General features: G+C 69.3%; 15 protein-coding genes and 1 riboswitch. Of the genes, 14 read left to right on the top strand and 1 reads right to left on the bottom strand.

Going from position 1 to position 26,904, the window contains the following annotated elements:
* The first annotated feature begins 31 nt into the window (after positions 1 to 31).
* The 14 genes from ABTX78_RS13325 to ABTX78_RS13260 all read left to right on the top strand — a co-directional run bounded on the left by ABTX78_RS13325 (position 32) and on the right by ABTX78_RS13260 (position 24,288).
* Positions 32 to 9,727: a polymorphic toxin-type HINT domain-containing protein gene (locus ABTX78_RS13325; protein ID WP_352206912.1), complete on the top strand. Its 9,696-nt coding sequence runs from the start codon at positions 32 to 34 to the stop codon at positions 9,725 to 9,727.
* A 106-nt stretch (positions 9,728 to 9,833) separates the two neighbouring features.
* Positions 9,834 to 10,679, top strand: coding sequence for a tetratricopeptide repeat protein (locus ABTX78_RS13320; protein WP_352206911.1), 846 nt, complete (start codon positions 9,834 to 9,836; stop codon positions 10,677 to 10,679).
* A gap of 728 nt (positions 10,680 to 11,407) precedes the next feature.
* Positions 11,408 to 11,689 (top strand): hypothetical protein, encoded by a 282-nt coding sequence (locus tag ABTX78_RS13315; protein WP_352206910.1) that lies wholly within the window; start codon positions 11,408 to 11,410, stop codon positions 11,687 to 11,689.
* A 426-nt stretch (positions 11,690 to 12,115) separates the two neighbouring features.
* Positions 12,116 to 12,766: a SurA N-terminal domain-containing protein gene (locus ABTX78_RS13310; RefSeq protein ID WP_352206909.1), complete on the top strand. Its 651-nt coding sequence runs from the start codon at positions 12,116 to 12,118 to the stop codon at positions 12,764 to 12,766.
* A gap of 19 nt (positions 12,767 to 12,785) precedes the next feature.
* Positions 12,786 to 13,760, top strand: a complete 975-nt coding sequence (locus ABTX78_RS13305) for a nucleoside triphosphate pyrophosphohydrolase (RefSeq protein ID WP_352206908.1) — start codon at positions 12,786 to 12,788, stop codon at positions 13,758 to 13,760.
* Positions 13,757 to 14,992, top strand: coding sequence for a cytochrome P450 family protein (locus ABTX78_RS13300; RefSeq protein WP_352206907.1), 1,236 nt, complete (start codon positions 13,757 to 13,759; stop codon positions 14,990 to 14,992). The genes ABTX78_RS13305 and ABTX78_RS13300 overlap by 4 nt, the downstream gene beginning before the upstream one ends.
* A gap of 132 nt (positions 14,993 to 15,124) precedes the next feature.
* Complete coding sequence (locus ABTX78_RS13295) at positions 15,125 to 16,078, top strand: transglycosylase family protein (protein ID WP_352206906.1); 954 nt, start codon at positions 15,125 to 15,127, stop codon at positions 16,076 to 16,078.
* 263 nt (positions 16,079 to 16,341) lie between these two features.
* Positions 16,342 to 16,516: riboswitch (cyclic di-AMP (ydaO/yuaA leader) on the top strand.
* 4 nt (positions 16,517 to 16,520) lie between these two features.
* A complete protein-coding gene (locus ABTX78_RS13290) occupies positions 16,521 to 17,183 on the top strand; it encodes a transglycosylase family protein (RefSeq protein ID WP_352206905.1) in 663 nt (220 codons plus the stop codon).
* Between the two features lie 299 nt (positions 17,184 to 17,482).
* Positions 17,483 to 18,769, top strand: a complete 1,287-nt coding sequence (eno, locus tag ABTX78_RS13285; protein ID WP_340473506.1) for a phosphopyruvate hydratase — start codon at positions 17,483 to 17,485, stop codon at positions 18,767 to 18,769.
* A 238-nt stretch (positions 18,770 to 19,007) separates the two neighbouring features.
* Entirely contained in the window at positions 19,008 to 19,478 is a 471-nt protein-coding gene (locus tag ABTX78_RS13280; RefSeq protein ID WP_313945900.1) for an FtsB family cell division protein, read from the top strand.
* 49 nt (positions 19,479 to 19,527) lie between these two features.
* Positions 19,528 to 20,124, top strand: coding sequence for a DUF501 domain-containing protein (locus ABTX78_RS13275; protein WP_352206904.1), 597 nt, complete (start codon positions 19,528 to 19,530; stop codon positions 20,122 to 20,124).
* On the top strand, positions 20,121 to 21,050 hold the full coding sequence (locus ABTX78_RS13270) for a Ppx/GppA phosphatase family protein (protein WP_352206903.1): 930 nt from the start codon (positions 20,121 to 20,123) through the stop codon (positions 21,048 to 21,050). The genes ABTX78_RS13275 and ABTX78_RS13270 overlap by 4 nt, the downstream gene beginning before the upstream one ends.
* Before the next feature lie 321 nt (positions 21,051 to 21,371).
* The gene (locus tag ABTX78_RS13265) at positions 21,372 to 22,757 is read left to right on the top strand and encodes an NAD(P)/FAD-dependent oxidoreductase (RefSeq protein WP_352206902.1); all 1,386 of its coding nucleotides are present in this window, start codon (positions 21,372 to 21,374) and stop codon (positions 22,755 to 22,757) included.
* A gap of 241 nt (positions 22,758 to 22,998) precedes the next feature.
* Entirely contained in the window at positions 22,999 to 24,288 is a 1,290-nt protein-coding gene (locus ABTX78_RS13260; RefSeq protein WP_352206901.1) for a class I SAM-dependent methyltransferase, read from the top strand.
* Between the two features lie 60 nt (positions 24,289 to 24,348).
* Here ABTX78_RS13260 and ABTX78_RS13255 read toward each other — a convergent pair whose 3' ends face one another.
* Entirely contained in the window at positions 24,349 to 26,904 is a 2,556-nt protein-coding gene (locus ABTX78_RS13255) for an ABC transporter permease (protein WP_352206900.1), read from the bottom strand.

Below are 26,904 nucleotides of genomic sequence, written 5' to 3'. Positions count from 1 at the left end.
GGTGTACCGGAGACACGCGCGCACTTTGCTGATGACCAGGCTGCGCGGCAGCAATGTCGCGAAGGTCATCGGCGTCGCCGTCGCCCTGGTGATCGCCATCAGTTCGCTCGCCGTCGCCGGCGTCGGATTCCCCCTCTTCCCGGAGACGCCCGCCGCCGCCAAGGGCCCCGGGCAGCGCTGGGGGAGTGCCGAGGGGCGCAGTCACGAGGCGGGCGGGCCCGGTAACACCGAGGCACCCGAGTCGTTGCGGTCCAAGTACCCGCTGACGAATCCGGCGTCGGCACGGCCCGCAGCCGGGCGCAACACCGCGGAGGTCGTCGCGCCGCCCGCGCCGAAGGTCAAGGGCTTCGACCGGAAGACCAGCCGGGAGATCGCCTCCGAGCGCGACGCCCGCAGCCGCACCTACGCCAACCAGGACGGCACGCAGACCAGCGAGCTGTCCACCACGCCCATCAACTACCGGGACGCGAGCGGCACTTGGCGGCCGATCGATGCCGACCTGGTCGAGCAGAGCGGTGGCTGGGCCAATGCCGCCGACTCCGTCGCCCTGCGTATCTCCGAGCGCGCGGACGCCCAGCAGCTCGCCGCCGTCACCTTCCCCTCGGGCGAGTACTTCGGCTACGGACTGAGCGGAGCGGCCCCGGCCAAGGGCAGCGCCGAGGGCAGCCGCGTCGCGTACGAGAGCGTCCTGCCCGGCACCGATCTGTGGCTGGACTCGCAGGCGGGCGGGGTCAAGGAGACCCTCGTCCTGCGCTCCGCCGACGCCCCCACCGGCTTCGTCTTCCCGCTCACGCTCACCGGTCTCACCGCCCGCGCCGTCGGCGAAACGATTGTGCTGGCGGACACCGAGGGCCGCACCAAGGCCGTCATCCCGGCCGGCTTCATGGAGGACGCCAAGGGCGCCGTCTCGCACGCCGTCCGCTACGAACTGATCGAGCAGGGCGGCGGCCAGGCCCTGAAGGTGACCGCCGACGCCGGCTGGCTCGCCGACCCGGACCGCGCCTTCCCGGTCCGTATCGACCCCTCCGTCGACACCACCGCGGCCTCCACCTCGATGTACGTCAGGAACGGCGGCGCCTCGGTCGTCGGTTCCAGCGAACTCCAGGTCGGCAAGGGCCCGAACGGTGCCACGTACTCCTTCCTCGGCTTCCCAGGCCTCGACGAGGAGCTGCGGCGCCACCGCATCTTCGGTGCGCAGCTCCAGGTCGTGAACTTCGACTCGGCCTCCTGCAAGCCGCGCTCGGTCTCGGTGCATCCGGTGACCGAGTCGTGGACGGCCGGGACGGGCACCTCCTACCCGGGCCCGTCGGTCGGCGGTTCGCTCGCCTCGAAGTCGTTCGCGTACGGCCACATCGGCTTCGGCCAGTCCCAGTCCGCGTGCCCGGCCGCCGGTGAGCTGTACGACCTCGGCAAGGGCGGCCGCGACCTGGTGCAGCGCTGGGTGGACGGCACGCAGCCCAACCACGGCCTGTCCCTGCGTGCTTCGGCCTCCGACTCGCTCGCTTTCAAGAAGTTCACCGGTCACTCCACGGCCAACCCGCCGAAGCTGTTCGTGACGCACTCGCCGTACAGCGCCACCTACGCCTTCCCCAAGCCCGTCCCCGACCCGCCCGTGCTGCAGAACCAGGCCGGCAAGGTCAAGGTCGCGGTCACCAACAAGGGCGCGGAGACCTGGACGCCGGGCACGTACTACCTCGCGTACCGGGCCTACAACTCCCAGGGCAAGCTGGTCACCCAGCAGCGTGCGGGCAGCCTCCCCGGCAACCTCGCCTACGGGGCGAAGGCGACGGTCGACGCGACGATCAAGGCGCTGCCGCCGGGCACGTACATGCTCGACTTCACGATGGTGCGCCAGGGCGGCAAGGTCTTCACCGACGAGCAGGTGCCGCCGGGCCGGCTGACGCTCCAGGTCTTCGACATCGCTCCGGTGGTCAAGGAGCAGTTCCCGCCCAACGGCTACCAGGCGCAGACACTCACCCCGCAGCTCTGGGCCGCCGGTGTCGACATCGACGCACCGGCCGGCTCGGCCCTCCAGTACAAGTACGAGATCTGTGAGTCGGACAAGGACGGCAAGCCCACCGGCTGCACGACCTCCGCCTATCAGACCGCCTCCGCCTACCCGGTCCCGGCCGGCCGGCTGAAGTGGGGCAAGACCTATCTGTGGCGCGGCTTTGTGAAGGACGCCTCCAACGAGGTGCCGACCGCGCAGATCGCCATGGTCGCGGCCGTCCCGCAGCCCGAGATCACCTCCCGCCTCTCGGAGGCGCAGGGCAAGGAGTTCGACCCGAACGTCGGCAACTTCACCAGCGCGGCCATCGACGCGTCGATCACCAACGTGGGCCCCGAGCTGACGCTGGTGCGGACGTACAACAGCCTCGACCCGCGCCGTGACCTCGCCTTCGGTGCCGGCTGGTCCACCCGGTACGACATGCGCCTCACGGCGGACGACGACGGCACCGGCAATGTCGTCATCCGTTACCCGGACGGCCAGGACGTGCGCTTCGGCAAGAACGCCGACGGCACGTTCGCGCCGCCGCCGGGACGCTTCGCCAAGCTGACGTACGACGCGACGACCAGCACCTACAAGCTTCAGGACAAGTCCGGCACGACCTACGACTTCAGCTCGAGCGGCCTGCTGACGAGGATCACGGACAAGTCCTCCAACGTCGTCACCTACACCTACTCCAGCGGCAAGCTGTCGACCGCGCTGCACGCCCGCAGCGGCCGCTCGCTGACCTTCACCTGGACCGGCGCGCACGTCACCAAGGTGTCGACGAACGCCGTCAACGGAGCTCCGCTGAGCTGGACGTACACCTACACCGGCGATTTGCTGGACAAGGTCTGCGACCCGGAGGGCGGCTGCACCCAGTACACCCACGGCACCGGCAGCCACTATGGCACCACCGTCCTCGACTCCCGCCCCCAGTCGTACTGGCGGCTCGGTGAGGCGGAGGGCGCGGCGGCGAACAGCACCATCGAGGCCAACCTCGGCAAGGACCGCGGCACCTACACCAACGTCACCCTGGGAGCGGCCGGCGCCATCACCGGCGATCCGGGCACCGCGGCCGGCTTCAACGGCTCGACCTCACGCGTCGACCTGCCCACCGGCACGCTGAAGAAGAGCCGTGACGCGGCGGTCGAGGTGTGGTTCAAGACCTTCGCGGGCGGCGTCGGCGGACCGCTGGTCGGCTACCAGAACAAAGCATGGGGCACCACGCCGACCACCGGTGTCCCGATGCTGTACGTCGGCACGGACGGCAAACTGCGCGGCCAGTTCTCGACCGGCACCGTCGCCCCGATCACCGACATCACCAAGAACGTCAACGACGGCAAGTGGCACCATGCCGTGCTGTCCGCGTCCGGTTCCACGCAGACCCTGTACCTGGACGGCAAGTTGTCCGGAACGATCACTGGAAAGCAGCTGGTCCAGGGTAATCTGACGTACAACCAGATCGGCGCCGCCAACGCGACCACGCCCGCCTCCTGGCCGGGCTGGGGCACCACGGGCGCCAAGTCCTTCGCCGGCACCGTCGACGACGTCGCCGTCTACCACCACCCCCTCGGCACCGCGGCCGTCACCGGCCACTACCGCGAGGGCAACCGCGCGTCGGCCGTGCTGACGAAGACGACCCTGCCGTCCGGCCGCGTCGCTTCCGAGGTGCAGTACGACACCTCCCGCGACCGTGTCGAGGAGTACACCGACCGCAACGGCGGCACCTGGAAGATCGGCACCCCCGCGGTCTTCGGCAACGACAAGGATCTGCGCCGCACGGTCGAGGTCCGCGACCCGCTGGATGCCCCGTACTTCTACGAGTACGACGGCATGACGGCACGCATGCTGCGACTGGGCGAGCCGATGGCGCTCGGCGCGCGCGAGCCCGCCACCCCGTCGCCGACCCCGTCCGGCACCGATCCGCCCGAGCAGATCTGCACCCAGCCCGACCCGGGCGACCCGGCCTTCTGCACCAATCCGCCCGGCGACGGCGGCAGCGAGCCCGACTTCATCCGGCACCCGGTCGACGGTGTCGCGATCCGGCTGTTCGAGTACGACGACAACGGCTACCAGACCGGGATCGTCAGCGAGAACGGCGACAAGGTCACCCTCGGCTACGACGACCGCGGCAATGTCACCAGCCGCACCACCTGCCGCGGCAAGGACGACTGCCAGACGGCGTACACCACGTATCCGGTCGCGTCCGGCGACTTCGACCTGAGGGGCGACCAGCCGACCGAGACGCGCGACGGACGCTCGTCGGGGCCGACGGACAACCGCTTCCGTACGCAGTACCAGTACAACACCGCCGGTTCGCTCACCCTCCAGACCGCGCCCGACAACGGCACCGTCAGGCACACCTACACCACCGGCGCCGAGCAGGCCGTGGGCGGCGGCAACACCCCCACCGGACTGCCGCTGACGACGACCGACCCGCGCAACAAGGTCACCCGCTACCAGTACTTCACGAGCGGTGATCTGGCGCAGGTGACCCAGCCGTCCGGCGCGATCGTCAAGTTCACCTACGACACGCTCGGCCGCAAGCTCACCGAGACGGCCGTCACGGACGCGCAGCCGGCGGGTGTCACCACGACGTACACCTACGACAAGCTCTCCCGCGTCGTCTCCACCACGGACCCGGCGGCGACGAATGTGGTCACCCTCGGCAAGCACCAGCAGAAGGCCGTCAGCGACTACGACGCCGACGGCAACGTGGTGCGCACGGAGGTCAGCGATCTGCTGGGAGGCGACGCCACCCGGGTCATGACGTTCGAGATGGACGACCACGGCCGCCCGGAGAAGGCGGTCGACGCCGCGGGCAACGAGACGACGTACACCTACGACGCGCTCGGCAACAAGACGTCGATGGTGGACGCCAACGGCAACAAGTTCTCCTACCTGTACACCGCGCGGAACATGATGGCCGAGTCGCGGTTGCACGACTGGGAGGACGACGGCGGTGACGACGGCTACACGGTCCTCCAGTCGTACGCGTACGACATGGGCGGCCGCGTCGTCCGGCACACCGACTCCATGGGCCGGACGCTGAGCTACCAGTACTACGGCGACGACCTCATCCAGTCGATCACGCTCAAGGACTTCCGCAACCCGGACGGCACCAAGCGCGACATCCTGATCGAGTCCAACACCTACGACGGCGCGGGCAACGTCCTCACCGAGACCGGTGACAACGGCAAGCTCGTCACCCAGTACACCTACGACGCGGTCGGCCGCCAGAAGTCCGAGGTCACGGACCCGACCGGGCTCGCCCGGCGCACCACCTACACCTACGACCTGGCCGGCAACGTCGAGACCACGGCCACCAGCGGCCAGGCCTCCAATGTGCCGTGGCCGACCAGCGCCACTGCCGAGACGGTCCGCTACGTCTACGACGACGCGGGCAACGCCGAGCAGGAGATCGTCGAGAACGGCTCCGACTCCCGCACCACCTCGTACGAGTACGACCAGCGCGGTCTGATCAAGGCCAAGACGGACCCGGCGGGCAACCGCACGGACTACGCCTTCGACGAGCTGGGCCGCCCCCTCTCGGTCACCGCGCCCACGGTGCAGACCGAGTCGAACGGCTCCGCCCCCGTCGCCTCGCGCCCCACGACCTACACCGGCTACGACACCTTCGGCGCCGTGACCGAGTCCGTGGACGCGCTCGGCAACACCAACCGCACCACGTACGACACCCTCGGCCGACCGGTCACCAGCACCGCCCCGTCCTACACGCCTCCGGGCTCGACCGAACCCGTCACGCCGAGCACCAGCAACACCTACGACGCGCTGGGCAATGTGGTGGAGGCGACCGACCCGCTGGGCCGCGTCACCAAGTTCACCTACGACCGCCAGAACCGGATGACGGTCAAGGACGTCCCGGTCGGCACGGGCGACGACCGCGCCCAGTGGAAGTACACCTACACACGCACCGGACAGGTGCTCACGGTCACCGACCCGAACGGGGCGCGCGCCGAGTCCACCTACGACGACCTCGACCGGCCGGTCACCAGCACCCGGATCGAGCGCAAGCCGGTACCCGGAGCCTTCACCACGCGCAACGAGTACGACGACGCGGGCAACGTCGTGAAGCAGACCGCCCCCGGCGGTGGTACCGGCCTCTACACCTACGACGCGCTCGGCCAGCTGACCCGCATGGTCGACCCGTCCGGTGTCGTCAGCCAGCTCGGCTACGACATGTCCGGCCGCACCGTGCGCGAGACCGACGGCCTCGGCCGCACCTCGGCCAAGCTGTACGACCGCCTCGGCCAGCTGATGGAGGACGCGGACCTCGACGCGACCAACAGCCAGCTGCGCAAGGTGCGTTACGGCTACGACGAAGCCGGCAACCTGACCTCGTCGACGGACCCGCTGAACCGGGTGACGACCTTCGCCTACGACGCACTGAACCGGCTGACCGGCCAGACCGAACCGGTCTCGGCGACCAAGTCGATCACCACGTCCTTCGGCTACGACGCGGTGGGCAACCGCACGCGCTACACCGACGGCCGCGGCAACAAGACGGTCTACACGGTCAACACCCTGGGTCTGCCGGAGTCGGTGATCGAGCCCTCCACGGCGCGCGACCCCTCGCCGGAGGCCCGCACCTGGACGACGGAGTACGACAAGATCGGCCAGGCCGTGAAGCTGACGGCACCGGGCGGTGTGGTCCGCGAGCGCGAGTACGGCAAGGCCGGCGAGCTGGTCCGCGAGACCGGCTCGGGCGCCGAGGTCGCGACGCCGGAGAAGACGTTCCGCTACGACTCCGCCGGGCGGCTCACCACGGCGTCGTCGCCGAAGGGCGACAACACCTACGAGTACAACGACCGCGGCGCGCTGCTGAAGGCGGACGGCCCGTCCGGCAAGGCAGAGTACGAGTACAACAACGACGGCCAGCTCGTGTCGCGCACCGACGCGTCGGGCACGGCGAGCTTCAGCTACGTCAAGCAGCAGCTGCAGACGGCGACGGACCCGCTCACGGGGGTCGCGCAGAACTACGGCTACGACAACGCGGGTGCGGTCAAGCAGGTCAACTACGCTGCGGGCCAGTCCCGTTCGTTCACCTACGACGATCTGGGCCGGCTCGACACCGACACGGTGAAGAACAGCGGCGGCGGGACGGTCGCCTCGACCGACTACGGCTACGACACCGACGACCACATGACGTCGAAGACGACGGTCGGGACGACCAAGGCCGGCGAGAACACCTACGACTACGACGACGCCGGCCGCCTCACGTCCTGGACGGGTGACGGTCGGACGACGCAATACGAGTGGGACGACAGCGGCAACCGGGTCAAGAACGGCGCCAAGACGTCGACGTTCGACGAGCGCAACCGGCTGCTGTCCGACGGGGACTACACCTACGACCACACCCCCCGCGGCACGCTGTCCAGCCGTACCAGCTCGGGTCTGACGGAGAACTTCACCTTCGACGCCTTCGACCGCATGACCAAGGCGGGCGAGTCGGAGACGCAGTACACCTACGACTCGCTGGACCGGGTGGCGTCCCGCAACGGCGTGGACTTCAGCTACGCGGGCTTCGCCCCGGACCCGGTGAAGGACAACTCCTCCACCTACGGCCGCGGCGCGGCGGACGAACTGCTCTCCGTCGCGGAGGGCACCGGCCCGGCGCAGCTGTCGATCACCGACAAGCACGGCGACGTCGTCGGCGACATGTCCCCGACGAACGGCTCGGCCGCCTCGCTCACCCAGTCGACGGCGTACGACCCCTTCGGCCAGATGCTGGGCACCGGCGACGTCACCGGCAACGCGGGTTACCAGGGCGACTACACCGACCCCGACACCGACCAGGTGAACATGGGCGCGCGGTGGTACGACCCGGGCACGGGTGCCTTCGACTCGCGCGACTCCTACACCTACGCCTCGGGCGCGTCGATCCTCGCCAACCGGTACACGTACGGCGCCGGTTCACCGATGGACTACACGGACCCGGACGGCCACTGGCCCAGCTGCGGCTGGTGCAAGAAGGCCGGCAACTGGATCGGCAAGAAGGTCTCCCAGGGCGCGAGCTACGTCTACAAGGGCGCCCGCGCGGTCAAGAACGCGGTGGTCTACGCCGTCCGCCACCCGGGCGCGGCCCTGCGGAACACCCTCAACTTCATCGGCAACGCCGCGAGCTGGGCCTACCGGAAGTCGGGCCTCAAGACGGTCGTCGACCATGTGGTCAGGGCGGCGAAATGGGTCGGCCAGAAGACCGGCGTCACCCAATGGGCCAGAGAGAAGGCCGCACAGGCCCGACAAGCTGCGTACCAGGCCAAGGTCTACGTCACCCAGAAGGCCAAGGCGGCGGCGTCCTACGTCGCCAAGCACAACCCGATCCCGGAGATCGTCGCCGCGACGAAGCCACTGCTCGCGGTCGCCAAGGCGATCGTCACGGCGGACCCGAACCTCCCGGCCATCCTGGTCAGCGCGACACGTGACGTGATCGCGGATGTCGCGAAGGTGACGAACGCGATCCGCGACGCGGTCGTGGAGCAGGTCGGCAATGTGGTGGAGACGGTCACCAACGCGGTGGACTGGGGCGCGGTCTGGGAGGGCGTGAAGACCGTCGGCAACGTGGTTGGCGAGGTCACCGGCTTCAACGACATCAAGAACTGCGTGACCAAGGGCGACATGGAGGCCTGCGCCTGGGCGGTCGCGACAGTGGCGGGCCTGGCCCTGGGCGGCGCGGGCGCGGGCCTGGTCCGGGCGGCGAAGGCGGGCCGGATGATGTCGAAGGCGGCGAAGTACGCGGACGACATCGGCAAGGCCGCGAACCGCGTCGAGGAGACGGCCGACAAGGTCGAGACGGCGGTGGAGTGCGCGAGCACGGCCTCGGACGTCGCGTCGCTGGCCGCGGGCAACAGCTTCACCGCGGGCACGAAGGTGGTGATGGCCGACGGCACGCGCAAACCGATCGAGAAGATCGAGCCCGGGGAGTCGGTTCTCGCGACGGACCCGACGACGGGGGAGACCTCGAAGCAAGAGGTCACGGACACGATCAAGGGCAAGGGCCTCAAGAAGCTCGTCAAGCTCACCGTCGACACGGACGGCGACAAGGGCGAAGCCACGGACACGATCACGGCCACGGCGGGCCACCCGTTCTGGGTCCCGTCCCTGAAGAAGTGGCTGAAGGCCGGCGAACTCGAGCCGGGCCAGTGGCTCCAGACGGGCGCGGGCTCGTGGGTCCAGGTGGACGCGGTCCAGGCGTGGACGCAGCAGGCGGCGGTCTACAACCTGACGGTTGATACGGCGCACACGTACTACGTGGTCACGGGCACGGCTTCAGTGCTCGTTCACAACGAGGGCATCGAGTACTGCAAGCTCGGCGATCCCAGCCAGGCCGGAATTCCGAGGCACTCGAAGAAGAAGACTGGCGGCCTTTCGAACGGAAAAGCCTATCTCTCGGGCTGGAGCACGAAGAAGCCGAAGTCGTTCGAGAAGACCCACACTGCGAGCGCGTCCGGTGAACGTAACAACATGGGAATGCCGGCAATCCCCCATGGTCTCGACGGCGGAGTGCCGGGCCGCTATCAGGACTCTCACGTCGAGGTCCAGGCAATCGTAGCCAACAAGGGTGCGCCCATTCACGTTGACAGAGAGATGTGCGGACCATGCCAAGAATTCGCGAGCTGGTATGCAGCCAAGAATGATGTGGACATCGTGATTTCCGATCCTGTCGGCATAAAAAAATTCTGGCGAAATGGCGACATGGAACATCTCGATAATTGACACTCGCAGGTGATCTGAGCGCGTTTGTGCTCGCTATGTGGGGCGGCTCGGAGGTTTTGGTTGTGCTACATTTGCGCAGCAAGGCGGTTGGCTGGGGAGGTCGCAATTGAGTAGCCACGACGAACTGTTCGAGCAGGCAGAGGCTGGCGATGTGAGGGCGATGCTCCAGCTTGCCTCACTTTCGGACGATGCCGACGGCGTGAAGTGGTACCTTCGCGCCGCCCAGGCCGGTGATGCCACGGCGAGGGAGCGACTGACGGCCATCAGGCCCGAGCTGGAAGCGCGGGCGGGCAGCGGAGACACGGCCAGTCAGACCGTACTCGGTGGTGTATTTCTGGCCTGGGACGAGGATCCTGCCCGGGCGTCGTTCTGGTTCCGTAAAGCGGCTGAGGCGGGAGACAATGAAGCGCGTCGCAGTCTGGGGTACCTCCTCATCGAAGGTGTGGGCGTCGAGAAAGACGTTGATGCTGCGGAGGAATTGTTCCGCTTTGCCGCGTCCGACGGGGATATCATCGCTCAGTACAATCTCGCTGTTCTCCTTCTGGACGAACGTTCCGAACCTGCAGATCTGACTGATGTCGCACCTCTTTTGGAGGCGGCAGCTCGGGCGGGAATCGAAGAGGCGGCGACGAGGCTCGGAGACGAACTCGAGGCGGTCGGCGATGAAGGAGGGGCGCTGCGATGGTACGAGGTTGCGGCTGAGGCCGGTCACATCGACGCGATGTTCGCGGTGGGTTGTCGGTACCGAGACGGGCTCGGCGTCGATTCCGACAACGTGCAAGCGGTGAAGTGGTTTCTGAGAATGCTCGACCTGCCGAGCTTCGACGGCATTCATGAAGTCTTCTCGCTGGCGCCGTCGATGACTGACGACGAAATTCGGCTCGGCGGGCGGCTTGCCGGAAGAGATGCCGAGGCCGAGAAGATAGTGGAGATGCGCACCTCGTCTTCATGACGAGTTTAACCGGCTTCTTTCGGTTCATATAGCGGCACTCCATCTCGCGTGCATATTCATGGTCTGCACGCTGACTCGAGCCCCCTTGGCGCAGAATGATCGCGTGCTTCCTCCTCGACGGCTGTGGTGTGCTCCGCGACCTGTCCGGGAGTGCAACGGTCATAAACCGGTGCCGGCGCTCGTCAGGTACCCGGTTTCTACGAGCCGACTGGTGAGGATGGCTGCACGGTGTTGTCGCCTTCGGCCGGGCACATGACCGCTGCCAGCACGAGGCTTGCGGGGAAGGACCGCATCTCGTGGCTCCGCACTGTAGGGAGAGCGGGCTCGAAGTCATGTGGCCCCCACGCGGGCGGCCTGGTGACCGCCCTGCGCCGTGCGGCATCCGGGCAGGGACTGGGAGATCGGTCTTCTCTTTGCCGGTGCCCAAGAGGGTGCCCTGGTGCGGGCCAAGGCTGTGGACCGAGCTGGAGGTATGTCGGTTGCGGCAACCGGTGCGGGCGTCCCTGCTCGAACGGGAGCGTCACGACCGGTTGGCTCTGCGATGCGGCTGCCGAGAGTCGGGCGCCCACCTTGCGGAGACCTTCTGCAGGCTCCTCGGGCCAGGACATGTGTGCGTACGAAGCTGACCCGTGCGCGGGATGTGTCCGCTCCGTGCAACCTCGCTGTACTCCCGGTGCACGGGTCTTCGCGGTCAGCGGATCTCAATGAGAAGACGGAGGTGCGATCAGATGGAGTCCCATCTGCTGCGGGTGGTCGCGCTGCTGGAGGAGGCGTTTCCGGACGGGCTGGACCAAGCCGACGTCGCACCACTCCTGATCGTGCTTTCGGAAGGCATGTCAGAGGAGAACGTGGGGATCACAGCGGGAGCCTTCCTGCGGATTCACGAGGCCGAGGCCACGTGGATGGCCGTGGAGGCCCTGAGCACCGCCGGAAATCGCCTGCGGCGGGCTCGGGTCGAGGCGCTGCGCGCGCGCATGGTGGGTCACGGGTGGAACCCGGACGAGGACTGATCTCGCCTCGACGTGCAGGTGGACGTCTTCGGGTCCGTCCCGAGGACCTCGTCCAGTGGGGTGGGACCACCAACGCCGACTGGCTGTTCTGGATTCCGGTCGGTGAGCCCGAGGCGTGGCCACGCTCATCGTGGAAGCGGGACAGGTCGCGTTCGCCGTTCCGTACCGGTCGTCCACCAGGGTGCTGCTGGACGTGCTTTCCGGAACGTGGGGCACCCGATCTTCCCGGACGACTTCCCCGCATTCGAGCCCTTCCGAGCCCGGCCCCCGACCGAGGGGCACGCCCTCCCGTGATCCGAGCACATCGCGCACCCCGATCCGCAGCCGAATCGTTTGGTGAATCAGTGGCCCAGACCCCCTGGACTGCCTACCATCGATCACCGCAGGACTTTGTGCACCGCCGCACAATCACGCCGGGAGGCTCCCTTGCACCGCCGTCGTCGTACCGCGATCACCGTCTCCGCCGCGCTTCTCGTCGCCGCGCCGCTTCTGGCCGGCTGCGGGAACGAGGCTCACCCCGGCGCCGCCGCCGTCGTCGGTGGGGAGCGGATCGACGTGTCCACCGTCCAGGCGAAGGTGAAGGACGTCCGCACCGCGCAGCAGAGCTCCCCGCAGTCCGCCCAGCTCATCAAGGAGAGCGGACAGCTCAGCCGGGCCAAGCTCTACGACCTCATCGTCGAGCAGGTCGTCGAGCGTGCCGCCGGGGACGCCGGGGTGCGTGTCAGCCGCAAGGAGATCCAGGACGGGCGGGCCGCCCTCGTGCAGCAGTCCGGTGGGGAGGAGCAGCTCGCCGCCTTGTATCTGCAGCAGCGCGGTGTCGCTCCGAGCCAGCTCGACGACGTCGTCCGCCGTGACCTCCTCGTCAGCAAGCTCGCCACCTCACTGGGCGCCACCAACACCCCCGAGGGCCAGCAGAAGCTGAACGACGCCTTCACCGCCGCCGCCACCCAGCTCGACATCGACGTCAACCCGCGCTTCGGCGTCTGGGACAACAAGAAGCTCGAGCTCGGCGACTACAAGGCGCCCTGGATCGCCCAGGTCACCAAGGCGCAGGAGCCCGTCGAGACGGGCGCGTAGCGGGAGGTAGGTTCGAGGGGTGACCACACACACCCCTTCTCCCGGCCGCATCGTCCTGCTCACCGCCAGCCATCGCGTCGCCCCCGGACTGCTGTCCTGGCCCGCCTGGCAGACGTTGCAGGCGGCCGACCGGGTGCTGTGCGCCGATGCCTCGCACCCGCAGCTGCCCTACCTCCGCGAGGCCGGCGTCGCCGTGGAGATCGCCGCGCCGAGCGCCGAGGAACTCCTCGCCGCCTGCGAGGGCGGCGCCACCGTCGTGGTCGTGCCGGCCGGTGAGGGTGACCAGGCGCTGACCGACGGGCTCGCCCGGCTCGCCGGCTCGGGCCGGGTGCAGATGCCGGACTTGGAGCTGCTGCCCGGCTCGTACGACCTCCCGGGCGCGCGGCTGCTCGATCTGGTGCAGGTCATGGACCGCATCCGTGTCGAGTGCCCGTGGTCCTCGCAGCAGACCCACCGCGGTCTCGCGAAGTACGGGATCGAGGAGGCGTACGAACTCGTCGAGGCGATCGAGGAGGGGGACCGGGACGAACTGCGCGAGGAGCTCGGGGACGTCCTGCTCCAGGTGATCTTCCATGCGCGCATCGCGCAGGAGGGCCGCGAGGAGGACGGTGCCGAGCCGTTCTCGATCGACGACGTCGCCGGCACCATCGTCGAGAAGCTGATCCGCCGGCATCCGCATGTCTTCGGTGACGAGAAGGCCGAGACCCCGGAGGACGTGAAGGAGCACTGGCTCCGCACGAAGGCGATCGAGAAGCAACGCGACTCGGTGACCGACGGCGTACCGCTCGGCCAGCCCGGCCTGGCGCTCGCAGCCAAGCTGGCGTCCCGGGTGCGTACGGCGGGGCTCGACGTGCCGCTCCCGTCCGGCGACGGAATCGGCTACGAACTGCTGGCCGAGGCCGTCCGCGCCGAGGCGGCCGGGGTCGACCCGGAGGCCGCGCTGCGTGCCGCCGCCCGCGTCTACCGGGACGCGATCAAGGCCGTCGAGCGGTGACCGACCGGCCCGAGCTGTTCACGTGGGAGTTCGCCACCGACCCCTATCCCGCGTACGCCTGGCTCCGCGAGCACGCGCCCGTGCACCGCACCCGGCTGCCCAGCGGGGTGGAGGCGTGGCTCGTGACCCGGTACGCCGACGCCAAGCAGGCGCTCGCCGACCAGCGGCTGTCGAAGAATCCCGCGCATCACGACGAGCCCGCGCACGCGAAGGGGAAGACGGGAATTCCCGGTGAGCGCAAGGCCGAGCTGATGACGCATCTGCTCAATATCGACCCGCCCGACCACACCCGGTTGCGGCGGCTCGTCTCCAAGGCGTTCACCCCGCGGCGCGTCGCCGAATTCGCCCCGCGTGTTCAACAGTTGACCGATCAGCTCATCGACGGCTTCGTGGAAAAGGGGGAGGCGGACCTCATCCACGAGTTCGCCTTTCCGCTCCCGATTTACGCGATCTGCGATCTGCTCGGCGTCCCGCCGGAGGACCAGGACGACTTCCGGGACTGGGCGGGCATGATGATCCGTCACGGCGGCGGGCCGCGCGGAGGTGTCGCGCGGTCGGTGAAGAAGATGCGGGGCTACCTCGCCGAGCTGATCCACCGCAAGCGCGAGGATCCGGGCGACGACCTGATCTCCGGGCTGATCCGGGCGAGTGACCACGGCGAGCACCTCACCGAGAACGAGGCCGCCGCGATGGCCTTCATCCTGCTGTTCGCCGGTTTCGAGACCACGGTGAACCTCATCGGGAACGGTGTGTACGCGCTGCTGCGCCACCCGGAGCAGCGCGAGCGGCTCCAGGCGTCCCTCGCCGCCGGTGAGACGGCGCTGCTGGAGACGGGCGTGGAGGAACTCCTGCGCTACGACGGACCCGTGGAGCTCGCCACCTGGCGCTTCGCCACGGAGTCCCTCGTCATCGGCGGCCAGGAGATCGCGACGGGGGACCCGGTGCTCGTGGTGCTCGCCGCCGCCGACCGGGACCCGGAGCGGTTCACGGACCCCGACGCGCTCGACCTCTCCCGGCGGGACAACCAGCACCTCGGTTACGGGCACGGCATCCACTACTGCCTCGGCGCTCCGCTGGCCCGGCTGGAAGGCCAGACCGCGATCGCCACGCTGCTCCGAAGAATGCCGGACTTGCGGCTTGCGGGCGATCCGGCCGATTTGCGCTGGCGTGGGGGTCTCATTATGCGTGGATTGCGAAGCCTGCCCGTTGAGTTCACACCTGGACGCAGCTGACGACCCGTCAAGACTGTGACTTTCACGTGATCTCCGCTGCATCGACTTGTGACACACGAGGAAACCCGGCTACTTTCACGGTCGTCTCAGAAGACATCAGTTGTTATCTGTAGTCACTCGAAGGGCACCCGCATGCTTTCCGGCCAAGGTCGTCACCGTCGTCCCCGTCAGGCTCCGGCCATCGTTGTCGCGGCAGGGGTGACGGGATCGGCCATCGCGATCCCCCTTCTCGGTGCGGGTTCGGCCTCCGCCGCCGACGCCGCCACCTGGGATCGCGTCGCGGCCTGCGAGAGCGGCGGCCAGTGGAGCGCCGACATGGACAACGGCTACTACGGCGGTCTGCAGTTCGCCCAGGAGACGTGGGAGGACTTCGGTGGCACGGAATACGCGGACCGGGCCGACCTCGCCAGCCGCTCCCAGCAGATAGCCGTGGCCGAGAAGGTCCTGGAGGCCCAGGGCCCCGAGGCGTGGGCGACCTGCGCGGGCATCGCCGGGCTGACGCAGGACGGCACCGGCACCGGTGTCGACCCGGGCGCCTCGGCCCCCGGGGAGCAGAACGCGCCGGCGACGTCTGACAACCCCCTCGCTTCGCTCGCGCCCTCGACGTCCGCCTCGCCCTCTGAGACGGCCGAGCCCGCGCCGGCCCCGACGCAGGGCATCGGCAACAGCGGGACCGGCGACAGCGGCAGCGGTGAGAGCGGCAGCGCCACCGGCAAGCACCGCGGCGAACCCGCCGCCGAGCCGACGGCGCCGAAGTCGACCGGGGCGGCCGGAGCGACCGGAACGGCCGAACCGGGCAATGCGGACAATGGGCGCGAATCGGGGCGTCACGCCTCGCGAGGTGACGATGTGGCACGCGGCGGCGAGGGCGCGGCCGATGAGGCCGGCGAGCCGGCCCGGGCGAACGGCGCGGACGCCGCGCCCGGTTCGTACATCGTCCGCCCCGGCGACTCCCTGTCGGCCATCGCGGCCTCGCAGAAGCTGCCCGGAGGGTGGAGTTCCCTTTATGAGGCGAACGCGGAGACCGTCGGTGACGACCCCGACCTGATCCTGCCTGGCCAGAGCCTGGAACTCGACCCGAAGTAGCGGCAGTACAGGCGCCTTTGTCCGAATCGTGCAACTGAGACAAGGGTCTCTTTGCCGCAACTCGCCCATCTTGCCCGGCGGAACGGGGCGTTCCGGCCTCGACCTGCAGAAACGCACGGTTCCGGAGGGGCGGGATGGGCGTTTTCTCCCCGATGTTCGTCTTTGAACATCGGGGAGCTCTGTGTTTACGGTCTGAACCGCTCGCCATCGCGGGCACCGCTGACCGTCACGCCGAATCCTGCCGTCGGTCGGGGGGAGTAGTCGACGCGTATGCGCCGTAGGCAGGAGCGGGGGAACCAAGGTAAGCGCCGGCCCCGGCAGTTGAGGATGGACTGCGGGTACCGGCTTGGGGTGGAGCCGTGCGCACGACTGCGCGGCCGGGCAACTCACTTGGCCCGAACCCGACAGCTCACCTCGTAGGCGTCGGTGAGAGAGATGTTCCATGCTGTTTTCCGGCAAGGCCAAGCACCGTCGCCCGTCCAAGGCCACCCGTATCGCCACGCTCGCCGGTGTCACCGGTGCGGTGGTCGCCGCCCCGCTGCTCGGCGCCACCACCGCCTCCGCCGCGACCACGTCCGAGTGGGACCAGGTCGCGCAGTGCGAGGCCGGCGGCAACTGGTCGATCAACACGGGTAACGGGTACTACGGCGGCCTGCAGTTCTCCGCCTCCACCTGGGCCGCGTACGGCGGTACCCAGTTCGCCTCCACCGCCGACCAGGCCTCGAAGGCGCAGCAGATCCAGATAGCCGAGAAGGTCCTCGCGGGCCAGGGCAAGGGTGCCTGGCCGAACTGCGGCGTGAACCTGTCCAACGCCGCCAACGACGCCGGCTCCGCGCAGGAGGCCCAGCCGCAGCAGCGCGCCGAGGCCCCGACCACCCGCTCCGAGCGCGCCGAGGCCCCCGCCCCGGCGAAGTCCTCGAAGCCGGCCGCCAAGTCCTTCAAGAAGGGCGACGGCGAGTACAAGGTCAAGGCCGGTGACACGCTCAGCAAGATCGCCACGGCCGAGAAGGTCGAGGGCGGCTGGAAGAAGCTGTTCGACCTGAACAAGGACGTCGTCACCGACGCCGACGTGATCCACCCGGGCCAGCAGCTCCACCTGCGCTGACCCCACCCGGGCCGGCGCACATGCGCCGGCCCGCACCCCGGGACCCCTGGTAGCCGGGGCCCCGGGGACCCCGGGGACGCATACCACCCCGGTCCGGAGCGCATCCCCCGTACGCGCCGGGCCGGGGTTCTCTCGTTACCCGTGGGTAGATTGGGGGCGTTTTGTCCCCAGCACCCGCTGTTCATGCCCTTTTTCGTCCCAGGAGGCGGGCATCGGGCGGCTGACGCCCCGCCGCCGGTTAGGCTCGTGCCGCAAGGCCAATGAGACCCTGCACTCCAAGCGTCACATCCCAGAAGGAGATGCTCGTGCCGTCCATCGACGTCGTCGTAGCCCGGGAAATCCTGGACTCCCGAGGCAACCCCACGGTCGAGGTCGAGGTTGGCCTCGACGACGGCAGCACGGGTCGTGCTGCAGTTCCGTCCGGCGCATCCACCGGTGCGTTCGAGGCTCTCGAGCTCCGCGACGGTGACCAGAACCGCTACCAGGGCAAGGGTGTCGAGAAGGCCGTCCTCGCCGTCATCGAGCAGATCGGCCCGGAGCTCGTCGGCTACGACGCCACCGAGCAGCGCCTGATCGACCAGGCGATGTTCGACCTGGACGCCACCCCGGACAAGTCCTCGCTCGGCGCCAACGCCATCCTCGGCGTCTCGCTGGCCGTGGCCCACGCCGCCTCCGAGGCCTCCGACCTGCCGCTCTTCCGCTACCTGGGCGGCCCGAACGCGCACCTGCTGCCCGTTCCGATGATGAACATCCTGAACGGCGGCTCGCACGCCGACTCCAACGTGGACATCCAGGAGTTCATGATCGCCCCGATCGGCGCGGAGTCCTTCTCCGAGGCCCTTCGCTGGGGCGCCGAGGTCTACCACACCCTGAAGAAGGTGCTGAAGACCAAGGGCCTGTCCACCGGCCTCGGTGACGAGGGCGGCTTCGCGCCGAACCTCGACTCCAACCGCGCCGCGCTGGACCTGATCCTCGAGGCCATCAAGGAAGCCGGCTACGCCCCCGGCAAGGACATCGCGCTCGCGCTCGACGTCGCCGCGTCCGAGTTCTACAAGGACGGCACGTACGAGTTCGAGGGCAAGTCCCGCTCGGCCGCCGAGATGACCGAGTACTACGAGGAGCTCGTCGCCTCCTACCCGCTGGTCTCCATCGAGGACCCGCTGTTCGAGGACGACTGGGCCGGCTGGAAGGTCCTGCACGACAAGCTGGGCAGCAAGGTCCAGATCGTCGGCGACGACCTGTTCGTCACCAACCCCGAGCGCCTCGCCCGCGGTATCGAGGAGGGCTCGGCCAACGCCCTGCTCGTCAAGGTCAACCAGATCGGTTCGCTGACCGAGACCCTGGACGCCGTCGAGCTGGCGCAGCGCAACGGCTTCAAGTGCATGATGTCCCACCGCTCCGGTGAGACCGAGGACGTCACCATCGCCGACCTCGCCGTCGCCACCAACTGCGGCCAGATCAAGACCGGCGCCCCGGCCCGCTCCGAGCGCGTCGCCAAGTACAACCAGCTGCTGCGCATCGAGGAGATCCTCGACGACGCCGCGGTGTACGCGGGCCGCAGCGCCTTTCCCCGCTTCAAGGGCTAGGGCTCCGCGTTCGGATCAGGCCGGATCGGTGAGCGTGCGTGCCAGGGCACGCGAGCCCGGCAGGATCCGAACGCCAAGCCCTAGGTCGTAGCGGGCTAGCAAGTCGTCCACACGTCCCCGGCCGCGGTCCCGTACCGTGTCCGGGGACGTGCGCACGTAGGGTCTGTCGTCGGGGTCAGGCCAGGGCACGCGAGCCCGGCAGGATCCGAACGACAGGCCCTAGCAGGGGAGGCAGGACATGGCCGCGAAGGACCGCGATCGGTTCTCCACCGCGACCAGGCTGCGGCTGCTCGGCGAGCAGACCGCGGCTCGTGTCTACCGCTCCCAGACCCGGCGGCAGGCCCGTCGCTCCCGGCTCACCGGCCGTGCGGCGTTCCTCGCCCTGATCGTCTGTTCCCTCGTCGTCGCCCTCGCCTATCCGATGCGGCAGTACGTCTCCCAGCGTTCCGACATGGCCGAGCAGAGGCGCCGGATGGCCGAGGCGGAGCAGCAGGTCGAGGAGTTGCGTGACGAGAAGGCGCGCCTCCAGGACGACATGTACGTCAAGCGGCTGGCCCGCGAGCATCTGCACTACGTGATGCCGGGCGAGACCGGCTACATCATGATCGACCCCGAAGTGGCGGAGAAGCGCCGTACGGAGGAGGGGGCGGCCGACCGTCCCTGGTACTCCAACGTCTGGGACGGCGTCGACACCGCCGACCGCCGGTAGACGGCACCGCACGCCAGTAGAACCGTAGAACCGTTGAGCCAAGGCAGGCATGGAAACCCCTCCTCCCCACACCGATCCGACCGAGCCCACCGACGCGGACATCGCCGCGTTCAAGGAGCAGCTCGGGCGTCCGCCGCGCGGACTGCGCGCCATCGCGCACCGCTGCCCCTGCGGGCAGCCCGATGTCGTCGAGACGGCGCCCCGGCTTCCGGACGGCACCCCGTTCCCGACGCTGTACTACCTGACCTGCCCGCGGGCGGCGTCGGCGATCGGCACGCTGGAGGCGAACGGCGTGATGAAGGAGATGACCGAGCGTCTCGCCACGGATCCGGAACTGGCGGCGGCCTACCGGGCCGCCCACGAGGACTACATCGAGCGCCGTGACGCCATCGAGGTCCTGGCGAACTTCCCGAGCGCGGGCGGTATGCCGGACCGGGTGAAGTGCCTGCACGTTCTGGTGGGCCACTCGCTGGCGGCGGGCCCGGGGGTCAACCCGCTGGGCGACGAGGCGATCGCGATGCTGCCGGAGTGGTGGCGCAAGGGTCCGTGCGTCTCCGCGGGCGCCCCGGACGAGCCGGGCACGGCGGACGCCGCCACGGCGGCGGACACAGCGGCGGACGCCGGCGACAAGGGCGGCCCGGCATGACGAGGGTCGCCGCCGTCGACTGCGGTACGAACTCCGTCAGGCTGCTCGTCGCCGACGCGGACCCCGCCACGGGTGAACTCGTCGACCTCGACCGCCGGATGACCATCGTCCGCCTCGGCCAGGGCGTCGACCGCACCGGCCGGCTCGCCCCCGAGGCGCTGGAGCGCACCTTCGCGGCCTGCCGCGAGTACGCGGACATCATCAAGGAGCACGGCGCCCAGAAGGTGCGCTTCGTGGCCACCTCCGCCTCCCGGGACGCGGAGAACCGGGAGGACTTCGTCCGCGGTGTCCTCGACATCCTCGGCGTCGAGCCCGAGGTGATCACCGGTGACCAGGAGGCGGAGTTCTCTTTCACCGGCGCCACCAAGGAGCTCGCCGGTGACGAGGAGCGCCTGGTCGTCGACATCGGCGGCGGGTCCACCGAGTTCGTCATCGGCCGGCACGCCGTCGAGGCCGCCAGGTCCGTCGACATCGGCTGCGTACGGCTGACCGAGCGCCATGTGCGCAGCGATCCGCCGGCCGCCGCCGAGATCGCCGCCATACGGGCGGACATCGAGGCGGCGCTCGACCTCGCGGAGCTGACCGTCCCGCTGAGCGGAGCCGGCACGCTCGTCGGTCTCGCCGGTTCGGTGACCACCGTCGCGGGCATCGCGCTCGGCCTCGACACGTACGACTCCACCGCGATCCACCACGCGCGGATCTCGTACGAGAAGGTCGCCGAGGTGACACGCAGGCTCCTGGAATCCACCCACGACGAGCGGGCGGCGATCCCCGTGATGCACCCCGGGAGGGTGGATGTCATCGTCGCCGGAGCCCTCGTCCTGCTCGCCGTCATGGAGCGGATCGGAGCCCGGGAAGTGGTCGTGAGCGAGCACGACATCCTGGACGGGATCGCCTGGTCCATCGCCGCCGAACGAACTTCGTGAAGTTCTTCACAAGGAAATGGTCCCTGATGGGTGCTTCAGGGGGCCGAATGGCTGTCGGAGCCCGGCGGCGGGGGCCCGCCGGGCGCGGGCCCGGCCCCGACCGGACAGCTTCCGGGCGGCTGGGCCGCGACAGTGGTACACCCCGGGGCCCCGCTCAAGCGAGCAGCTCACAGGGGGTGAACAACGACTCCGACGGAGGTCCGGTTCCCTTTCGGGATCATGACCTCCATTATGTGGGCCGCGCAGTGTAACAGAGGTGGGTCGACACCTTGTGAAGGGGCTCACGAGCACCCCCTCCGAGGGGGGTGGATACTCGATGGCATGAGCACCACGGAGCGTCCCCGGATCCTCGTTGTAGGCGGTGGGTACGTAGGCCTGTACGCAGCCCGGCGCATCCTGAAGAAGATGCGCTACGGCGAGGCGACCGTCACGGTCGTCGACCCGCGCTCGTACATGACGTACCAGCCCTTCCTCCCCGAAGCTGCCGCCGGCAGCATCTCGCCCCGGCATGTCGTCGTCCCGCTGCGACGCGTCCTGCCCAAGGCCGAGGTGCTCACCGGGCGGGTCACGACCATCGACCAGGACCGCAAGGTCGCCACGATCTCGCCGCTCGTCGGCGAGGCGTACGAGCTGCCGTTCGACTACCTGGTCGTCGCGCTCGGCGCGGTCTCCCGTACCTTCCCGATCCCCGGCCTCGCCGAGCAGGGCATCGGCATGAAGGGCATCGAGGAGGCCATCGGCCTGCGCAACCACGTGCTGGAGCAGCTCGACAAGGCCGACTCGACCACCGACGAGGAGGTCCGCCGCCGGGCGCTGACCTTCGTCTTCGTGGGTGGCGGCTTCGCCGGTGCGGAGACCATCGGTGAGGTCGAGGACCTGGCGCGGGACGCGTCCAAGTACTACGCCAGCGTCAAGCGCGAGGACATGCGGTTCATCCTCGTCGACGCGGCGGACAAGATCCTTCCCGAGGTCGGCCCGAAGCTGGGCAACTACGGCAAGGAGCACCTCGAGGGCCGCGGCATCGAGATCTACCTCTCGACGTCGATGGACTCCTGCGTGGACGGCCACGTCGTGCTGAAGAACGGTCTCGAGGTCGACTCCAACACCATCGTGTGGACGGCCGGCGTCAAGCCGAACCCGGCGCTCGCGCGCTACGGCCTCCCGCTCGGCCCGCGCGGCCACGTCGACACCGCCACCACCCTCCAGGTGCAGGGCACCGACTACGTCTGGGCCGCGGGCGACAACGCCCAGGTGCCGGACATGGCGGCCCGCAAGGCCGGCGTGGAGAACGCCTGGTGCCCGCCGAACGCGCAGCACGCACTGCGTCAGGCGAAGGTCCTCGGCGACAACGTCATCTCCGGTATGCGGGGCTTCCCGCAGAAGGAGTACAGCCACGCCAACAAGGGTGCGGTCGCCGGGCTCGGCCTGCACAAGGGCGTCGCGATGATCGTCATGGGCAAGATGAAGATCAAGCTCAAGGGCCGGCTGGCGTGGTACATGCACCGCGGCTACCACGGCATGGCGATGCCGACCTGGAACCGCAAGATCCGCGTCTTCGCCGACTGGACCCTGGCGATGTTCCTCAAGCGTGAGGTCGTGTCCCTGGGCGCGATCGAGACGCCGCGCGAGGAGTTCTACGAGGCGGCCAAGCCCGCTCCGGCGGTGACGGCGACGACGCCGGCCCCGGAGAAGGCCAAGGCTTCCTGACGCGGTATCCGTCCCTGAGGGCCGTCCGCCATCCGTGGTGCGGGCGGCCCTCCGGCATGTCCGGCGCCGGGCGGCATCCGGCAGATGCGTGTCCTTCGAACACCGCACCCGATGGGGGCCTGATGGGTGTGCGGACCACACCTTCTGCTTGGGCATGGCGTGTCACGGGAAGCACCCCCAAGGGTCGGGTTGTTCTCGGAAACATGGATTTCTGGGACCCACCGTCACGGAGGTGTTCGCCATGGCCGACGCCGCACTGCGGCTGACCACCGTTGCCGAAGAACTGCTCGGTTTTCCGCTGCCGGTCCGCGTGCGGGCCTGGGACGGATCGGAAGCCGGGCCGCCGGGCGCGCCCGTGCTCGTCGTACGGCATCGGCGGGCTCTGCGACGGCTGCTGTGGCGGCCCGGTGAGCTCGGGCTGGCCCGTGCCTGGGTGGCCGGGGAGATCGACGTCGAGGGCGACCTCTACGCCGCTCTCGACCTGCTCGCCGGCATCGCCTGGGGGCGCGAGGAGGATCCCGCTCCCGCCGTCCATCCCGTGCGCGACCCGCGCCTGCGCGCCGCCGCCCGCGCGCTGCTCCGGATCGGCGGGGCCCTGCCGCCGCCACCCCCGCCGCCCGAGGAAGTGCGCCGCCGCAGCGGCCCCTTGCACACCCGGCGCCGGGACAGACAGGCCATCAGTCACCACTACGACGTGGGCAACGGCTTCTACGAACAGGTCCTCGGGCCGTCCATGGTCTACTCGTGCGCCTACTGGAGCGACGGCGGCACCCTCGAAGAGGCCCAGCGGGACAAGCTCGACCTCGTCTGCCGCAAGCTGGCGCTCCGGCAGGGCGACCGCCTTCTGGACGTGGGCTGCGGCTGGGGTTCGCTGTCGATGCACGCGGCCCGCGAGTACGGCGCCCAGGTCACCGGCGTCACCCTCTCCCGGGAGCAGGCCGCCTACGCCCGCAAGCGCATCGCCGAGGCAGGCCTCACCGACCGTATCGAGATCCGCGTCCAGGACTACCGGGACGTCAAGGACGGTCCGTACGACGCCATCGCGTCCATCGGCATGGCCGAACACGTCGGCCAGGTCCGCTACCTGGAGTACGCCGAGCGGCTCCTGACCCTGCTGCGGCCCGGCGGGCGGCTGCTCAATCACCAGATCGCGCGCCGCCCGGAGCGCGACGAGGCCGACTACCGTCTCGACGCCTTCATCGACCGGTACGTGTTCCCGGACGGCGAGCTCGCCCCCCTCGGCCTTACCGTCGCCACCCTGGAGCTGGCCGGCTTCGAGGTGCGCGACGTCGAGTCCATCCGCGAGCACTACGCGCTGACCCTGCGCCGCTGGGTGGCCAACCTGGAGGCGGACTGGCGTCGCGCCGTGCGCCACAGTTCGCCCGGACGGGCCCGGGTCTGGCGGCTCTACATGGCCGCCTGCGCCCTCGCCTTCGAGCACAACAACATCGGCGTCAACCAGGTCCTCGCTGTGCGGACCCCGCCGAGCGGTGACACGGGACTGCCGTTGCGCACCCGCGACTGGCGCTGACCGGGATACGCGAAGGGCCCCGCGACCGGATCGGCCGCGGGGCCCTTCGGGGACGGGCGGCTACTCCGTCTTGATGGCCGTCAGCATGTTCAGCCGCGCGGCGCTGCGGGCCGGCCACAGGGAGGCCAGCACACCGACGACTCCCGCCAGCAGCAGGAAGATGCCGATCCGCTCCCACGGCAGGACCAGTGCGTAGTTCGGGATGCTGGAGCGGATCGTCTCGCCGATCGCCCACGCCAGGAACGTACCGAGTCCGATGCCGATCACCGCGCCGAAGAGCGAGATGACCACGGCCTCCAGGCGGATCATGCGCTTGACCTTGCCGCGGTCCAGGCCGATCGCCCGCAGCATGCCGATCTCCTGCTGGCGTTCGAAGACGGACATCGCCAGGGTGTTGACGACGCCGAGCACCGCGATGAGCAGGGCCATGGCGAGCAGCCCGTACATGATGTTCAGCATCGTGTTGATCATGCCGCCGAACATGTTGCGGATGTCCTGACGGTCCATGACGCTCATCGCCGGGTTGTCACCGAGCGCGTCCACGAGCGCCCGCTCGTTGGCCTTGCTCGCGCCGCCGTCCGTCTTCACCCAGATCTCGGGGATGTACGGCTTGGGCTCGAAGGGCGCCACCAGTGAGGTCGGCACCACGACCGGCGAGAGGAACTCGTTGTCCTGGTAGATCGCGCCGACCGTCATCGTCTTCGTCGCCGACCTGCCGCCGTCCCGGTCGTCGCCGACCGTCACGGGCAGCTTGTCGCCGGCCTTCCAGCCGTTGGACTTCGCGGTCTTCTCGGCGACGGCGATCCCGCCCTTGCCGAGGGTGTCCAGGGAGCCGGAGAGGAGCTTCAGGTCGAAGACCTGCTGCACGTCGCCGGGGGTGACCGCGGAGGCGGCCTGGAAGGTGCCCTCGACCTCCACCGACGTGGCCTGCTGCGGGGAGACCGCGGTGACGCCGTCGGCCTTCTCCAGCGCGGTCAGCGCCGACTTGTCGAGGGCGCCGCCGCCCGCCATCGTGACCATGTAGTCGGCGCGGATGTTGTCGGTGGTCATCTTGTCGATGGCCTGGCCCAGCGTGACACCGATGACGGTGAGGCCGGTGACCAGCGTGAGCCCGATCGCCAGCGCCGAGGCGGTGGCTCCGGTACGGCGCGGGTTGCGCACCGCGTTCTTTCCGGCCAGCTTGCCGGACACCCCGAACACACGGTGCAGCAGCGGCCTGGCGAGCGCGATGACCGGCCGGGACAGCAGCGGGATCAGCACGATGATGCCGATCAGCGCCAGGAAGGCACCGGCACCGATGAGCATGCGCCCGGTGCCCTTGCCGACGGCCGCGCCGCCGAAGACGGCCGCGGCGCCGCCCAGCGTGATGATGCTGCCGAGGGTGTTGCGCACGACCAGCGACTTGGTGCTGGCGGGCAGATGGGCGCTGCCCATGGCCGCCACCGGCGGGATCTTCGCGGCCCGGCGGGCGGGCAGCCAGGCGGCGAGGACGGTGATCAGGACACCGACGCCGAGGGCGGCGAGCACCGCGGTGGGGGAGACGATCAGCGCTCCGGCCGGGACCTTGGCGCCGAACGAGCCCATGGCGGACCGCAGTCCGGTGGCGAGTCCGATGCCGAGCGCGAATCCGACGACGGAGGCGATCACGCCGACGACCAGGGCCTCCAGGATCACCGAGCGCTTGACCTGCCGGCGGGAGGCGCCGACGGCCCGCAGCAGGGCGAGTTCCTTGGTGCGCTGGGCGACCAGCATGGTGAAGGTGTTGGCGATCAGGAAGACGCCGACGAACAGGGCGATGGCGGCGAAGGCCAGCAGCATCGTGTTGAGATTGTTCAGCCCGGACTCGATGTCCCTCGCCTGCTTGTCGGCGAGTTCGCGGCCGGTCTGTGCCTCGGCGTCCTTCGGCAGCAGCGGCTGGACGGCGTCGAGGAGCTTCGCGTCGGACGCGCCCGGCTCGGCGGCGATGGTGACGTCCTGGAAGTACCCCGGCTGGAGGTACAGCTTCTGCGCCACGGCGGTGTCGAACAGCACGAGGCTGCCGCCCGCGTTCACGGCGCCGTCCTCGGTGGTGAAGACACCGGCGAGCGTGTACTCCTTCACCGGCCCGTTGGTGGCGACCCGTACGGTGTCGCCGACCTTGTACTTGCCCTTGGCCGCGGAGTCCTTGTCCAGCGCGATCTGGTCGTTCTTCACCGGGCCCGAGCCGTCGGTGAAGGTGTACGCCGGATCCTGGGGGTTCTTGCCGTCCTTGCCGGGGGCGAAGTTCGCGCCGGTGTTGGACCAGCCGTTGCCGATCAGCTTGCCGTCCTGGTCGGCGACCCCGGCGAAGCCGGAGACCCGCCCGGTGGCCTCGGCGACCCCGTCCAGACCGCGGATCTTCTCCAGGGTCGCGGTGTCGATGCCGGACTTCTTGCCGTCGTCCTGCCCGCCGTGCGTGGTGACGGCGACGGCCACGTCGTCGTAGCTCTTGGCGGACTGGTTGCGGTAGGCGTTGCCGAGGGTGTCGGTGAAGACCAGGGTGCCGGAGACGAAGGCCACGCCGAGCATGACGGCGAGCACGGTCATCAGCAGTCGGGCCTTGTGCGCGAGCACATTGCGCAGGGCGGTACGGAACAT

The organism is Streptomyces sp. NPDC096193, from assembly GCF_040302905.1.
Lineage (GTDB): Bacteria > Actinomycetota > Actinomycetes > Streptomycetales > Streptomycetaceae > Streptomyces.
Note: the sequence above shows the minus strand (reverse complement) of the source record. Positions and strands in the feature narration are given on the sequence as shown.

Excerpts from the sequence above, each read along its gene's own strand:
- ABTX78_RS13255 (WP_352206900.1), bottom strand. The coding sequence starts at position 26,904 with ATGTTCCGTACCGCCCTGCGCAATGTGCTCGCGCACAAGGCCCGACTG.
- ABTX78_RS13270 (WP_352206903.1), top strand. The coding sequence starts at position 20,121 with ATGACGAGGGTCGCCGCCGTCGACTGCGGTACGAACTCCGTCAGGCTG.
- eno (WP_340473506.1), top strand. The coding sequence starts at position 17,483 with ATGCTCGTGCCGTCCATCGACGTCGTCGTAGCCCGGGAAATCCTGGAC.
- ABTX78_RS13280 (WP_313945900.1), top strand. The coding sequence starts at position 19,008 with ATGGCCGCGAAGGACCGCGATCGGTTCTCCACCGCGACCAGGCTGCGG.
- ABTX78_RS13295 (WP_352206906.1), top strand. The coding sequence starts at position 15,125 with ATGCTTTCCGGCCAAGGTCGTCACCGTCGTCCCCGTCAGGCTCCGGCC.
- ABTX78_RS13275 (WP_352206904.1), top strand. The coding sequence starts at position 19,528 with ATGGAAACCCCTCCTCCCCACACCGATCCGACCGAGCCCACCGACGCG.
- ABTX78_RS13315 (WP_352206910.1), top strand. The coding sequence starts at position 11,408 with ATGGAGTCCCATCTGCTGCGGGTGGTCGCGCTGCTGGAGGAGGCGTTT.
- ABTX78_RS13265 (WP_352206902.1), top strand. The coding sequence starts at position 21,372 with ATGAGCACCACGGAGCGTCCCCGGATCCTCGTTGTAGGCGGTGGGTAC.
- ABTX78_RS13260 (WP_352206901.1), top strand. The coding sequence starts at position 22,999 with ATGGCCGACGCCGCACTGCGGCTGACCACCGTTGCCGAAGAACTGCTC.
- ABTX78_RS13290 (WP_352206905.1), top strand. The coding sequence starts at position 16,521 with ATGCTGTTTTCCGGCAAGGCCAAGCACCGTCGCCCGTCCAAGGCCACC.
- ABTX78_RS13325 (WP_352206912.1), top strand. The coding sequence starts at position 32 with ATGACCAGGCTGCGCGGCAGCAATGTCGCGAAGGTCATCGGCGTCGCC.